Below are 13,182 nucleotides of genomic sequence, written 5' to 3'. Positions count from 1 at the left end.
GCTCAACCGGGCCCACTCGTACGCCACTGCATTCAACGGGGAACCATGCCGACGTACCACGAGATCCTGACGACGGACCTGTCCACGCTCACCACGGCCGCCGAACGCTGGGACGGCATGGCGACGGAGTTCGGCAAGCAGGAGACCGCCTACCGGAGGGACGTGCACGGCATCACCATGCGCCCGACGTTCGCCGGTGAGAGCCAGCAGGCCGCGAACGCGCTCTTCGGCGTCAGGCTCACGGAATTCCAGAATGCCCAGATCGAGGCCAAGGCGATCGCCTCGCTCCTGCGTGACGCGCACACCCAGTTCGTGGACCTGCGCAAGAAGCTGGAAGCGGCGCGGGACGACGCGATCGCCAAGGGCATGAAGGTGTCGGACCAGGGTGTGGTTTCGTTCGACACGGAGAAGCTGAGCCAGGGCGAGCGGATGGCCTACGTGCACGACCCCGATTACCAGGAGAGCATCCGCAAGGACGTCGCTGCCTGGCAGGCGCACATAGACCGGTGCGTGAAGGATGTCGACGATGCCGACAAGGGGGTCGAGGTCGCCCTCGCCGCCGTCGTGAAGGGGCCCGACATGGGCGACGGCACGGGCCTCGGCTTCAACGGCAAGGCGCAGGGCGACATCGAGAAGTACGAGGCCGACGAGGCCAAGGACATCGCTCAGCGCGTCAACTCCGGCAATGCCTCGGCGGCCGACTACAAGGAGCTGCAGCGCCTCTTCCACGACAACTCCGATGACAAGGCGTTCAGCCAGACCCTGTTGGACGAGCTGGGCGCCAAGGGCACCCTGCAACTTTCCAACAGCCTCGACGGTCTCGCCTACCACGACGACAAGCAGCACAGCGGGCAGTACCTGGACATCCAGAAGGGGCTCGCCACGACGCTGGCGACCGCCACCCAGGACCCGCACTCGTCCTTCTACGCAAAGTTCCGGTCGGACATGCAGAAGGCCGGAACCGAGCAGTTCAAGGTGGACGGCCTCAGTCCCATCCCGGATGAGAAGGTCCGCGGTTACCAGAGCCTGGTCACCCTGATGCAGCAGGGGCACGGCTACAGCGGGCAGTTCCTGGAGGACACCGCCGACGACATCCGGCACGCCGAGGAGTCCTACGCGGCTCAGGGCCACACCGAGTCCATCTGGGCCCTGCGAGACGAATTCAGCGGCAAGGATCGGGGCTGGTTCGCCAACGACCCGCTCGACGGCGTGCTCGGCATCATGTCCCAGGACCCGAAGACGAGTACCGGCTACCTGGACCCGGCTCACAACGACAACCTGCAGTACCTGCTTCACAACCGGGACTGGAACACGGTCGTGGACCACTTCGCGACTCCGCCCGGCGGCACGACGGTCGGCATGCCCGTCATGGCGGAAGACGGCGACGTCCGCAAGGGCTTCGGCGCGGCTTTGGAGGCCGCGACGACCGGCCAGGCGCCCGGCGCCTACCACCCGATCGGCGAGCACAGCGAGCCGCAGGCCCGCATCCTCCAGCAGACGATCAATACGCTGTACACCGACAAGCACGCCCAGGACCTGCCGACGAACCTCGTCCGGCCGCTGGCTCACATCATGACGTCGTACACGGCCGACACCCATGAGACCTACGCGGAGTCGTCGTCGAAGTACGACATCGACTGGGACAGCTCGGGTTCCGTCTGGAGCGACAAGGACGGCGCGCACATGGCCGTCGGGCACCAGCGGCTCGCCGCTGTCATGCGCGGCATCGCCAACGACCCGGAGGCGTTCGGGCACCTCTACGGGGCCGAGCAGCAGTACTCGCACCATGTCCTGGACACGATCCCCTTGGACGCCGGCGACAAGACGATCCGGGACCGCATCGTGGAGTCGTCCCGTGCCATGGGCGCCTATGACGGCATCCGGTCGGACATCATCTACGACGAGCGGTTCAAGAAGACGCAGTGGGCAGCCGACTTCAACCACGGCCTCGGCACGTCCCTCAGCACCGCGCTGATGTTCAATCCTGTGACGGACCTCAGCCCCATCGGAGACCTCAGTCAGAAAACGCTCGACGTGTGGGCGTACGAGTCGAACAAGGAACACGTGGCAGAAGCGAACCTCGCCGCGACCGAGCAGAACGCCAAGACCTACGACGCCGGTCAGCACGACGTCGAGAAGCTGGTCAGGTCATGGGCGGACAGCCGCGGTCACGCCGTCGACAGCGACTGGACGAAGTACTACGTCCACGCGGGTCAGGACGACTACGCACACGGACGTGACCGAACCCTGAGCACGCTCCGCGCCGACCGCTGAGCGGCGTACGACGGCCTTCGACGGAATGAGCACGATGCAGACGAAATCCGGATCCCGACGTGTACACGTCGGGTGGTACACAGGGGCGGGCCTGCTTGTTCTGGCGCTGGTGGGAGCGGTGCTCTACAGCGCTGGGATCTTCGGCGACAGGGGCGACACCGGCTCGCTGGACCGGGCGTGTGACGGCACCCTGGCACAGGGCGGGCTCAGCGCGGCACTGCACTCGTCGCACTTCAGCGCCGACGAGGGGGGCGAGGGCGACAGTGATTATCTGGCCTCCTGCCGTATCCGCAACCCGGAGTCCGGGCCGCAGGCCAGTTCCCTGGAGCTGAAGCTGCGCTGGAGCACGGCGAAGGCTCCTTCCGCCATGCTCACCTGGTACAACGCGGATTACGACGGAGTGCGGGGACAGGCGGCGCCCCTCGGCCACGGCTGGTCCGGTGTCGTCAGGCACGAGGGCGGCACCTATCAGGTCATGGCCGCGCTGGACTGCGTCAACCAGAAGAACAAGGCCTTGGTCGCCTACGGCGACCTGCTCGGCCCGGCGAATGGCGTGACCCTGACAGGACTCGGTCAGGTGACCACCGAGACCGCCCGAAAGGCAGCCGAGAAACACGGCTGCCAGGTGAAGGCAGGAAGGCGGCTCACCGACCTGTCCACCGCCCGGCTTGGCGCACCCGGGACGGCGAAGCCGCTGCCGCAGGCCGAGGGGTCATGTGCCGCGCTGCGCGGGACGGACGCGGAGGGCAACGGCACGCCCGAGGTCATGGAATACCCGGCGGACCCGGACGCCCCGCAGACGAACTGCTTCCTGGCCACGAAGGCGAAGAAGCCCGGCTACGGTCTCTACGCCTATTACGGCGCCGCTGCCAAGGACTTCCTGACAAGCGAGGGCAACCAGCTCAGGGAGGGATACGGGCCCACGCACGGCGACCGTGACTACGCCTGGGCCACCGCGACGTGCCCGCAGTCGGACCAGCAGGCGGTGTTCGTGTTGTACCGCCTGTACGACGGGGACACCGACACCTACCCGGTCCCGCACTTCTCCGGCTCGTTCGCCCACGATGCCCTGCAGCTCTTCGCCGAGCACGAGGCGAAGCAGCGCGGCTGCACCGACGTAAGGATGGCGGCCCGGGCGTGAAGCCGGCCCGGCGCCGCCCCGTCCCCGGTTTGACCTACGTCACCCCCGGGGTAATCTCTTCGGCTCGATTGGCGGTCTGCCTGCCCCGTATGGCAGACTGTCCGAGTTGCTCGGTCGAGTGTTGATGCTGCGCGCCTCCCGCCGGGAGGACCGGAAGCGAGTCCCACAGTACTCGTCGTCCTAACTGCCCTCGGGCAGCACTGGGGCGGACGTACGGGAATCTTCCGGGAAGTGTGAGCGCGGCACCGGCCAGGCGCCCGGTGGGCCTAAGGTCCCCGGTCCGCGGTTTCCGGAAGGGCCGTGCGCATTCCCCGCAGGGATGTTCGAACAAGGGACATTCATGTCAGCGGGAGCGCGACACGCCCGACCGCGTGGGTCGGAGAAACGAAGGCAGCAGAAGGAATCCGCCGGGTTCCAGAGCGTGAGAAGAGACAGGACTACTGAGTAGCCATGGCGGGACAGAAGATCCGCATCCGGCTCAAGGCCTACGACCACGAGGTCATCGACTCTTCGGCGAAGAAGATCGTCGAGACGGTGACTCGCACTGGTGCGTCGGTCGCGGGCCCGGTGCCGCTGCCCACTGAGAAGAACGTGTACTGCGTCATCAAGTCGCCGCACAAGTACAAGGACTCGCGCGAGCACTTCGAGATGCGCACGCACAAGCGCCTGATCGACATCCTCGACCCGACCCCCAAGACCGTTGACTCTCTGATGCGACTCGACCTCCCGGCCGGTGTCGACATCGAGATCAAGCTCTGAGGCTGGTGGGCTGAGAATGGCTAAGCAGATCAAGGGCATCCTGGGCGAGAAGCTCGGCATGACGCAGGTCTGGGACGAGAACAACCGTGTCGTCCCGGTCACCGTCGTCAAGGCCGGCCCCAACGTCGTGACCCAGGTTCGTACGAACGACGTCGACGGCTACGAGTCGGTCCAGATCGCCTTCGGCGAGATCGACCCGCGCAAGGTGAACAAGCCCCTCAAGGGCCACTTCGCCAAGGCCGACGTCACCCCCCGTCGCCACCTCGTCGAGATCCGCACCGCGGACGCCTCCGAGTACACGCTGGGCCAGGAGATCACCGCCGAGGTGTTCGAGGCCGGCGTGAAGGTCGACGTGACCGGCAAGAGCAAGGGCAAGGGCTTCGCCGGCGTCATGAAGCGCCACAACTTCCGTGGCCTCGGCGCCGGGCACGGCACCCAGCGCAAGCACCGCTCGCCCGGTTCCATCGGTGGCTGCGCCACCCCGGGTCGTGTGTTCAAGGGCCTCCGCATGGCGGGTCGCATGGGCAACGAGCGGGTCACCACCCAGAACCTGACCGTCCACGCCGTTGACGCGGAGAAGGGTCTGCTGCTCATCAAGGGCGCGGTTCCCGGTCCGAACGGCGGCCTCGTCCTGGTCCGCACCGCGGCCAAGGGGGCCTGAGGTAACCGATGAGCACTGTTGACATCCTTTCGCCGGCGGGCGAGAAGGCCGGTTCCGTCGAGCTCCCCGCGGAGATCTTCGACGCCAAGGTCAGCGTTCCGCTGATCCACCAGGTCGTCGTCGCCCAGCTGGCCGCTGCCCGCCAGGGCACGCACAAGACCAAGACGCGTGGCGAGGTCCGCGGTGGCGGCAAGAAGCCGTACCGCCAGAAGGGCACCGGTCGCGCCCGTCAGGGTTCGACCCGCGCGCCGCAGTTCGCCGGTGGTGGCGTCGTGCACGGTCCCGTGCCGCGTGACTACTCGCAGCGCACCCCGAAGAAGATGAAGGCCGCCGCCCTGCGCGGTGCCCTCACCGACCGGGCGCGTCACAACCGCATCCACGTCGTCGCCGGCGTGGTCGAGGGCGAGACCCCCAGCACCAAGGCCGCCAAGTCGCTGTTCGGCAAGATCTCGGAGCGCAAGAACCTGCTCCTGGTCGTCGACCGCGCCGACGAGGCCGCGTGGCTGTCCGCCCGCAACCTGCCCCAGGTCCACATCCTGGAGCCGGGCCAGCTGAACACGTACGACGTTCTCGTCTCGGACGACGTGGTCTTCACCCAGGCCGCTTTCGAGTCCTTCGTGTCCGGCCCGAAGGCCAATGACACCGAAGGGAGCGAGGCCTGATGGCTATCCGTCACCCCGCTATCGCCTCGAAGGCCGCCAAGGCCGCCAAGGCCGCGCGCGTCGCCAAGGCGCGTCGCCACGCCGCCGAGGGCAAGAACACCGTCGAGACCCCGCTGAGCAAGGCGTACACGGACCCCCGTGACGTCCTGCTGAAGCCGGTCGTCTCCGAGAAGAGCTACGCGCTTCTCGACGAGAACAAGTACACGTTCATCGTCGACCCGAACGCCAACAAGACCCAGATCAAGCAGGCCGTCCAGGCGGTCTTCGACGTCAAGGTCACCGGGGTCAACACGATCAACCGCCAGGGCAAGCGCAAGCGCACCCGCACCGGCTTCGGCCAGCGCGCGGCGACCAAGCGCGCGATCGTGACCCTCGCCGAGGGCGACCGTATCGACATCTTCGGCGGTCCGACCGCCTGAGGGCGGTCCGGATCGTCCGATATCGGACGAGGACTGAGAAATGGGAATCCGCAAGTACAAGCCGACTACGCCGGGCCGTCGTGGCGCCAGCGTCGCCGACTTCGTCGAGGTCACGCGGTCCACGCCGGAGAAGTCGCTGGTCCGTCCCCTGCACAGCAAGGGCGGCCGTAACAACGCCGGTCGTGTGACCGTTCGCCACCAGGGTGGCGGACACAAGCGCGCCTACCGAGTGATCGACTTCCGTCGTCACGACAAGGACGGCGTGCCGGCGAAGGTCGCGCACATCGAGTACGACCCCAACCGCACCGCGCGCATCGCGCTCCTGCACTACGCGGACGGCGAGAAGCGCTACATCCTCGCGCCGCGTGGCCTGAGCCAGGGCGACCGCGTCGAGAACGGTCCCGGGGCCGACATCAAGCCGGGCAACAACCTCGCCCTGCGCAACATCCCGGTCGGTACCACGCTGCACGCCATCGAGCTGCGGCCGGGCGGCGGCGCCAAGTTCGCCCGCTCCGCCGGCGCCTCGGTGCAGCTGCTCGCGAAGGAGGGCTCCATGGCCCACCTGCGCATGCCGTCCGGTGAGATCCGCCTGGTCGACGTCCGCTGCCGCGCCACCGTCGGCGAGGTCGGCAACGCCGAGCAGAGCAACATCAACTGGGGCAAGGCGGGCCGTAAGCGGTGGCTGGGCGTTCGCCCGACCGTCCGTGGTGTGGTCATGAACCCGGTTGACCACCCGCACGGTGGTGGTGAGGGCCGGACCTCAGGTGGTCGTCACCCTGTGTCCCCGTGGGGCAAGAAGGAAGGCCGTACTCGTTCGCCCAAGAAGGCGTCGAACAAGTACATCGTCCGCCGCCGCAAGACGAACAAGAAGCGCTAAGGACGGGTTGAGATGCCTCGTAGCTTGAAGAAGGGGCCCTTCGTCGACGACCACCTGATGAAGAAGGTGGACACGCAGAACGAAGCCGGCACCAAGAACGTCATCAAGACCTGGTCCCGTCGCTCGATGATCGTCCCGGCCATGCTCGGCCACACGATCGCGGTGCACAACGGCAAGACCCACATCCCGGTGTTCGTCACCGAGTCGATGGTCGGCCACAAGCTCGGCGAGTTCTCGCCGACCCGCACCTTCCGGGGCCACGTCAAGGAAGACCGGAAGTCGAAGCGCCGCTAACAGCGGATCGCATTCAGACACGTAAGTAACTCTGAAGGGACAACCATGGAAGCCAGGGCCCAGGCGCGGTACATCCGCGTCACGCCCATGAAGGCCCGCCGTGTGGTGGACCTCATCCGTGGCATGGACGCCACGGAGGCCCAGGCTGTTCTGCGATTCGCTCCGCAGGCAGCCTCGGTTCCGGTGGGCAAGGTGCTCGACAGCGCCATTGCCAACGCCGCGCACAACTACGACCACACCGATGTCGACAGCCTCTTCATCTCCGAGGCCTACGTCGACGAGGGCCCGACCCTGAAGCGGTTCCGTCCGCGTGCCCAGGGCCGTGCCTACCGGATCCGCAAGCGGACCAGCCACATCACCGTGGTCGTCAGCAGCAAGGAAGGAACCCGGTAATGGGCCAGAAGGTAAACCCGCACGGGTTCCGGCTCGGTGTCACGACCGACTTCAAGTCGCGTTGGTACGCCGACAAGCTGTACAAGGACTACGTCAAGGAAGACGTCGCCATCCGTCGGATGATGACGTCCGGCATGGAGCGCGCCGGCATCTCGAAGGTCGAGATCGAGCGCACCCGTGACCGCGTCCGCGTGGACATCCACACCGCTCGCCCGGGCATCGTCATCGGCCGCCGCGGCGCCGAGGCCGACCGCATCCGCGGTGACCTGGAGAAGCTGACCGGCAAGCAGGTCCAGCTGAACATCCTCGAGGTCAAGAACCCGGAGACGGACGCTCAGCTGGTGGCCCAGGCCGTCGCCGAGCAGCTGTCCTCCCGCGTCTCCTTCCGCCGTGCCATGCGCAAGAGCATGCAGTCGGCCATGAAGGCGGGCGCCAAGGGCATCAAGATCCAGTGCGGTGGCCGTCTCGGCGGCGCCGAGATGTCCCGCTCGGAGTTCTACCGCGAGGGCCGTGTGCCCCTGCACACGCTCCGCGCGAACGTGGACTACGGCTTCTTCGAGGCCAAGACGACCTTCGGCCGCATCGGCGTGAAGGTCTGGATCTACAAGGGCGACGTCAAGAACATCGCCGAGGTCCGCGCCGAGAACGCTGCGGCCCGTGCGGGTAACCGCCCGGCCCGTGGTGGTGCCGACCGCCCGGCCCGTGGTGGCCGCGGTGGCGAGCGGCGCGGTCGCAAGCCGCAGCAGGCTGCCGGCGCCGAGGCCCCCAAGGCCGAGGCTCCCGCCGCCGCCGCTCCGGCTGAGAGCACCGGAACGGAGGCCTGACCGAAATGCTGATCCCCCGTAGGGTCAAGCACCGCAAGCAGCACCACCCGAAGCGCAACGGTATGTCCAAGGGTGGGACGCAGGTTGCGTTCGGCGAGTACGGCATCCAGGCGCTGACCCCGGCCTACGTCACGAACCGCCAGATCGAGGCGGCTCGTATCGCGATGACCCGTCACATCAAGCGTGGCGGCAAGGTCTGGATCAACATCTACCCGGACCGTCCGCTCACCAAGAAGCCCGCCGAGACCCGCATGGGTTCCGGTAAGGGTTCTCCTGAGTGGTGGATCGCCAACGTCAAGCCCGGACGTGTGATGTTCGAGCTGTCGTACCCCAACGAGAAGATCGCCCGTGAGGCGCTGACCCGTGCGGCCCACAAGCTGCCGATGAAGTGCCGGATCGTCAAGCGCGAGGCAGGTGAAGCGTGATGTCGGCCGGTACCAAGGCGTCCGAGCTGCGCGAGCTGGGCAACGAGGAGCTTCTGGCGAAGCTCCGCGAGGCCAAGGAAGAGCTGTTCAACCTCCGCTTCCAGGCGGCCACGGGTCAGCTCGAGAACCACGGCCGTCTGAAGGCGGTCCGCAAGGACATCGCCCGGATCTACACCCTCATGCGTGAGCGTGAGCTCGGCATCGAGACGGTGGAGAACGCCTGATGAGCGAGAGCAACGTGACTGAGAACAAGGAAGCTCGCGGTTTCCGCAAGACCCGTGAGGGTCTGGTCGTCAGCGACAAGATGGACAAGACCGTCGTCGTCGCCGTCGAGGACCGTGTCAAGCACGCGCTGTACGGCAAGGTCATCCGTCGTACGAACAAGCTCAAGGCGCACGACGAGCAGAACGCCGCGGGCGTCGGCGACCGCGTCCTCCTGATGGAGACCCGGCCGCTGTCCGCGACGAAGCGCTGGCGCGTCGTCGAGATCCTCGAGAAGGCCAAGTAGCAATTCCTGCGGGGCAGTTGCCTCGCAGGTCAGTTCCGCCAGGCTCGGCAGGGGTCTCCTAACGGAACCCCTGCCGGGAACCGGCAGACAAACAGGAGATAGACGTGATCCAGCAGGAGTCGCGACTGCGTGTCGCCGACAACACTGGTGCGAAGGAGATCCTTTGCATCCGTGTGCTCGGTGGCTCCGGTCGCCGCTACGCGGGCATCGGTGACGTCATCGTCGCCACCGTCAAGGACGCGATCCCCGGTGGCAACGTGAAGAAGGGTGACGTCGTCAAGGCGGTCATCGTTCGCACCGTCAAGGAGCGCCGCCGTCCGGACGGCTCGTACATCCGCTTCGACGAGAACGCCGCCGTCATTCTGAAGAACGACGGCGACCCTCGCGGCACCCGTATCTTCGGCCCGGTCGGCCGTGAGCTGCGCGAGAAGAAGTTCATGAAGATCATCTCGCTCGCGCCGGAGGTGCTGTAAGCATGAAGATCAAGAAGGGCGACCTGGTCCAGGTCATCACCGGCAAGGACAAGGGCAAGCAGGGCAAGGTCATTGCCGCTTACCCGCGCGAGGAGCGTGTCCTGGTCGAGGGTGTCAACCGGGTCAAGAAGCACACCAAGGCCGGCCCGACCGCCAGCGGCTCCCAGGCCGGCGGCATCGTGACCACCGAGGCGCCGATCCACGTCTCCAACGTCCAGCTGGTCGTGGAGAAGGACGGTCAGAAGGTCGTCACGCGTGTCGGTTACCGCTTCGACGAAGAGGGCAACAAGATCCGCGTTGCCAAGCGGACGGGTGAGGACATCTGATGGCTACCACCACCACTCCGCGTCTGAAGCAGAAGTACCGTGACGAGATCGCGGGCAAGCTGCGTGACGAGTTCAAGTACGAGAACGTCATGCAGATCCCCGGCCTCGTCAAGATCGTGGTCAACATGGGTGTCGGCGACGCCGCCCGTGACTCGAAGCTGATCGAGGGCGCGATCCGCGACCTGACCACCATCACCGGTCAGAAGCCGGCCGTCACCAAGGCCCGCAAGTCCATCGCGCAGTTCAAGCTGCGTGAGGGCCAGCCGATCGGTGCCCACGTCACGCTCCGTGGCGACCGCATGTGGGAGTTCCTGGACCGCACCCTGTCGCTCGCGCTCCCGCGCATCCGCGACTTCCGCGGCCTGTCCCCGAAGCAGTTCGACGGCCGTGGCAACTACACCTTCGGTCTCACGGAGCAGGTCATGTTCCACGAGATCGACCAGGACAAGATCGACCGCGTCCGGGGTATGGACATCACCGTGGTGACCACGGCGACCAACGACGAAGAGGGCCGTGCCCTTCTCCGTCACCTCGGCTTCCCGTTCAAGGAGGCGTGAGCGAGATGGCGAAGAAGGCTCTCATCGCGAAGGCTGCTCGCAAGCCCAAGTTCGGTGTGCGTGGCTACACCCGCTGCCAGCGCTGCGGCCGCCCGCACTCCGTGTACCGCAAGTTCGGCCTGTGCCGCGTGTGCCTTCGTGAGATGGCTCACCGTGGCGAGCTGCCGGGCGTGACCAAGAGCTCCTGGTAGTCCCTGCTTTTAGGGATACCTGGACCTCTCGGTAAGCAACCGGGGTAGGCAGAGGTGTCAACTCTCATGGCTTAGGCTAGGAGGGTTGGGCCTCTGCCGCCCTGAACGACTTACTACGCCGTAGGTCCCCGCGCCGCACCCGTCCCGTCCCTGTACGGGGAGAGGGATGGCGCATATAGGAAACCCCGGCGAGAAAGGCCACAGGCCAATTCATGACCATGACTGATCCGATCGCAGACATGCTTACGCGTCTGCGGAACGCGAACTCGGCTTACCACGACTCGGTGTCGATGCCGCACTCCAAGATCAAGTCTCACATCGCGGAGATCCTCCAGCAGGAGGGCTTCATCACGGGCTGGAAGGTCGAGGACGCCGAGGTCGGCAAGAACCTCGTTCTCGAGCTGAAGTTCGGTCCGAACCGTGAGCGCTCCATCGCGGGCATCAAGCGGATCTCCAAGCCCGGTCTCCGGGTGTACGCGAAGTCCACCAACCTGCCCAAGGTGCTGGGTGGCCTCGGCGTGGCGATCATCTCCACGTCGCACGGGCTCCTCACCGACAAGCAGGCCGGCAAGAAGGGCGTGGGTGGGGAAGTCCTCGCCTACGTCTGGTAGCAGAAGGGAACGGAGGAAACAGCTATGTCGCGTATCGGCAAGCTCCCCATCGCGGTTCCCGCCGGCGTGGACGTCACCATCGACGGCCGTACGGTCAAGGTCAAGGGCCCCAAGGGCGAGCTGACCCACACCGTCGTGGCACCGATCGACATCGCCAAGGGCGAGGACGGCACCCTGCAGGTGACCCGCCCCAACGACGAGCGTCAGAGCAAGGCCCTGCACGGCCTGTCCCGCACGCTGGTGGCGAACATGATCACCGGCGTGACCCAGGGTTACGTGAAGAAGCTCGAGATCAGCGGTGTCGGTTACCGAGTGACCGCCAAGGGTTCCAACCTGGAGTTCGCTCTCGGTTACAGCCACCCGATCCTGGTCGAGGCCCCTGAAGGCATCTCCTTCAAGGTGGAGTCCCCGACCCGTTTCTCGGTCGAGGGCATCGACAAGCAGAAGGTCGGCGAGGTTGCGGCCAACATCCGCAAGCTGCGCAAGCCCGACCCGTACAAGGCCAAGGGCGTCAAGTACGAGGGCGAAGTCATCCGCCGCAAGGTCGGAAAGGCGGGTAAGTAAGCCATGGCATACGGGCAGAAGATCCTCAAGGGCGACGCCTACAAGCGCGCCGCGATCAAGCGCCGTCACATCCGGATCCGCAAGCGGATCTCCGGTACGGCGGAGCGCCCCCGTCTGGTCGTAACCCGCTCCAACCGCCACATCGTGGCGCAGGTGATCGACGACCTCAAGGGCCACACCCTGGCGTCGGCGTCCACCCTGGACGCTTCGATCCGCGGTGGCGAGGGCGACAAGTCCGCGCAGGCCAAGCAGGTCGGCGCCCTGGTCGCCGAGCGTGCCAAGGCCGCCGGTGTCGAGGCCGTCGTGTTCGACCGTGGTGGTAACCAGTACGCCGGCCGCATCGCGGCCCTGGCGGACGCCGCCCGCGAGGCCGGGCTCAAGTTCTGAGCCACGGTTCCGTAGCTAGCGGAAACAGAGAGAGGTAATTCCAATGGCTGGACCCCAGCGCCGCGGTGGCGGTGCCGGTGGCGGCGAGCGGCGGGACCGGAAGGGCCGTGACGGCGGCGCTGCTGCCGCCGAGAAGACCGCGTACGTCGAGCGCGTCGTCGCGATCAACCGCGTCGCCAAGGTTGTGAAGGGTGGTCGTCGCTTCAGCTTCACCGCGCTGGTCGTGGTGGGCGACGGTGACGGCACCGTGGGTGTCGGATACGGCAAGGCCAAGGAGGTGCCGGCCGCCATCGCCAAGGGTGTTGAGGAGGCCAAGAAGCACTTCTTCAAGGTCCCGCGTATCCAGGGCACCATCCCGCACCCGATCCAGGGTGAGAAGGCTGCCGGCGTCGTGCTGCTCAAGCCCGCGTCCCCCGGTACCGGTGTTATCGCCGGTGGTCCGGTGCGCGCCGTGCTCGAGTGCGCCGGTATTCACGACGTGCTGTCGAAGTCGCTCGGCTCCGACAACGCGATCAACATCGTGCACGCGACCGTGGAGGCCCTGAAGGGTCTGCAGCGTCCCGAGGAGATCGCGGCCCGCCGTGGTCTGCCGCTCGAGGACGTCGCTCCCGCGGCTCTGCTGCGTGCGCGTGCCGGGGCGGGTGCGTAATCATGGCGCAGCTCAAGATCACGCAGGTCAAGTCCTACATCGGCAGCAAGCAGAACCACCGCGACACCCTGCGCTCCCTTGGTCTCAAGGGCATCAACACGCAGGTCGTCAAGGAGGACCGCCCCGAGTTCCGCGGCATGGTGCACACCGTCCGCCACCTCGTGACGGTCGAGGAGGTCGACTGATC

The 13,182-nt window shown here is 66.5% G+C and carries 22 protein-coding genes; all 22 read left to right on the top strand.

The annotated features are described in order from the left end of the window. Positions 1-45 precede the first annotated feature (45 nt). Complete coding sequence (locus HZZ00_RS33410; protein ID WP_180329830.1) at positions 46-2,274, top strand: hypothetical protein; 2,229 nt, start codon at positions 46-48, stop codon at positions 2,272-2,274. A gap of 118 nt (positions 2,275-2,392) precedes the next feature. Continuing rightward, the gene (locus HZZ00_RS33405) at positions 2,393-3,415 is read left to right on the top strand and encodes a hypothetical protein (RefSeq protein ID WP_180329829.1); all 1,023 of its coding nucleotides are present in this window, start codon (positions 2,393-2,395) and stop codon (positions 3,413-3,415) included. Between the two features lie 450 nt (positions 3,416-3,865). Further along, positions 3,866-4,174 carry a 30S ribosomal protein S10 gene (rpsJ, locus tag HZZ00_RS33400; protein WP_003948644.1) on the top strand — a complete coding sequence of 103 codons (309 nt, stop codon included), beginning with the start codon at positions 3,866-3,868 and terminating at the stop codon, positions 4,172-4,174. Positions 4,175-4,190: 16 nt separating this feature from the next. Continuing rightward, positions 4,191-4,835, top strand: coding sequence for a 50S ribosomal protein L3 (gene rplC / locus HZZ00_RS33395; protein ID WP_014674369.1), 645 nt, complete (start codon positions 4,191-4,193; stop codon positions 4,833-4,835). Between the two features lie 8 nt (positions 4,836-4,843). Then, positions 4,844-5,497 (top strand): 50S ribosomal protein L4, encoded by a 654-nt coding sequence (gene rplD / locus HZZ00_RS33390; protein WP_070026317.1) that lies wholly within the window; start codon positions 4,844-4,846, stop codon positions 5,495-5,497. Then, positions 5,497-5,916, top strand: coding sequence for a 50S ribosomal protein L23 (gene rplW, locus HZZ00_RS33385; RefSeq protein WP_180329828.1), 420 nt, complete (start codon positions 5,497-5,499; stop codon positions 5,914-5,916). The genes rplD and rplW overlap by 1 nt, the downstream gene beginning before the upstream one ends. A 40-nt stretch (positions 5,917-5,956) precedes the next feature. Further along, positions 5,957-6,793, top strand: coding sequence for a 50S ribosomal protein L2 (rplB, locus tag HZZ00_RS33380; protein ID WP_070026315.1), 837 nt, complete (start codon positions 5,957-5,959; stop codon positions 6,791-6,793). A gap of 12 nt (positions 6,794-6,805) precedes the next feature. Next, a complete protein-coding gene (gene rpsS / locus HZZ00_RS33375; RefSeq protein WP_030641188.1) occupies positions 6,806-7,087 on the top strand; it encodes a 30S ribosomal protein S19 in 282 nt (93 codons plus the stop codon). Between the two features lie 45 nt (positions 7,088-7,132). Further along, a complete protein-coding gene (rplV, locus tag HZZ00_RS33370) occupies positions 7,133-7,480 on the top strand; it encodes a 50S ribosomal protein L22 (RefSeq protein ID WP_006130776.1) in 348 nt (115 codons plus the stop codon). Continuing rightward, positions 7,480-8,304: a 30S ribosomal protein S3 gene (gene rpsC, locus HZZ00_RS33365; RefSeq protein ID WP_010036723.1), complete on the top strand. Its 825-nt coding sequence runs from the start codon at positions 7,480-7,482 to the stop codon at positions 8,302-8,304. Before rplV ends, rpsC begins: the two co-directional genes overlap by 1 nt. A 5-nt stretch (positions 8,305-8,309) precedes the next feature. Continuing rightward, a complete protein-coding gene (gene rplP / locus HZZ00_RS33360) occupies positions 8,310-8,729 on the top strand; it encodes a 50S ribosomal protein L16 (RefSeq protein WP_009190136.1) in 420 nt (139 codons plus the stop codon). After that, positions 8,729-8,953: a 50S ribosomal protein L29 gene (rpmC, locus tag HZZ00_RS33355; RefSeq protein ID WP_007494763.1), complete on the top strand. Its 225-nt coding sequence runs from the start codon at positions 8,729-8,731 to the stop codon at positions 8,951-8,953. Before rplP ends, rpmC begins: the two co-directional genes overlap by 1 nt. Beyond that, positions 8,953-9,237: a 30S ribosomal protein S17 gene (rpsQ, locus tag HZZ00_RS33350; RefSeq protein ID WP_039656223.1), complete on the top strand. Its 285-nt coding sequence runs from the start codon at positions 8,953-8,955 to the stop codon at positions 9,235-9,237. The genes rpmC and rpsQ overlap by 1 nt, the downstream gene beginning before the upstream one ends. A 104-nt stretch (positions 9,238-9,341) precedes the next feature. Next, complete coding sequence (gene rplN, locus HZZ00_RS33345) at positions 9,342-9,710, top strand: 50S ribosomal protein L14 (protein ID WP_003998823.1); 369 nt, start codon at positions 9,342-9,344, stop codon at positions 9,708-9,710. A gap of 2 nt (positions 9,711-9,712) precedes the next feature. Next, on the top strand, positions 9,713-10,036 hold the full coding sequence (gene rplX, locus HZZ00_RS33340; RefSeq protein ID WP_014674376.1) for a 50S ribosomal protein L24: 324 nt from the start codon (positions 9,713-9,715) through the stop codon (positions 10,034-10,036). Beyond that, complete coding sequence (gene rplE, locus HZZ00_RS33335) at positions 10,036-10,593, top strand: 50S ribosomal protein L5 (protein WP_070026314.1); 558 nt, start codon at positions 10,036-10,038, stop codon at positions 10,591-10,593. The genes rplX and rplE overlap by 1 nt, the downstream gene beginning before the upstream one ends. Before the next feature lie 5 nt (positions 10,594-10,598). Further along, a complete protein-coding gene (locus HZZ00_RS33330; RefSeq protein WP_003948630.1) occupies positions 10,599-10,784 on the top strand; it encodes a type Z 30S ribosomal protein S14 in 186 nt (61 codons plus the stop codon). 212 nt (positions 10,785-10,996) lie between these two features. Then, entirely contained in the window at positions 10,997-11,395 is a 399-nt protein-coding gene (gene rpsH / locus HZZ00_RS33325; protein WP_014674378.1) for a 30S ribosomal protein S8, read from the top strand. Positions 11,396-11,419: 24 nt separating this feature from the next. Continuing rightward, positions 11,420-11,959, top strand: a complete 540-nt coding sequence (gene rplF / locus HZZ00_RS33320) for a 50S ribosomal protein L6 (protein ID WP_070026313.1) — start codon at positions 11,420-11,422, stop codon at positions 11,957-11,959. A gap of 3 nt (positions 11,960-11,962) precedes the next feature. Further along, on the top strand, positions 11,963-12,346 hold the full coding sequence (gene rplR, locus HZZ00_RS33315; protein WP_070026312.1) for a 50S ribosomal protein L18: 384 nt from the start codon (positions 11,963-11,965) through the stop codon (positions 12,344-12,346). 43 nt (positions 12,347-12,389) lie between these two features. Next, positions 12,390-12,995 carry a 30S ribosomal protein S5 gene (gene rpsE, locus HZZ00_RS33310; protein WP_009190144.1) on the top strand — a complete coding sequence of 202 codons (606 nt, stop codon included), beginning with the start codon at positions 12,390-12,392 and terminating at the stop codon, positions 12,993-12,995. Positions 12,996-12,997: 2 nt separating this feature from the next. Continuing rightward, entirely contained in the window at positions 12,998-13,180 is a 183-nt protein-coding gene (rpmD, locus tag HZZ00_RS33305) for a 50S ribosomal protein L30 (RefSeq protein WP_003974250.1), read from the top strand. Positions 13,181-13,182 lie beyond the last annotated feature (2 nt).

Source organism: Streptomyces sp. NEAU-sy36, assembly GCF_013423905.1.
GTDB classification, from domain to species: domain Bacteria; phylum Actinomycetota; class Actinomycetes; order Streptomycetales; family Streptomycetaceae; genus Streptomyces; species Streptomyces misionensis.
The sequence above is the reverse complement of the archived record's forward strand: the minus strand, read 5'-3'. Positions and strand labels throughout refer to the sequence as shown.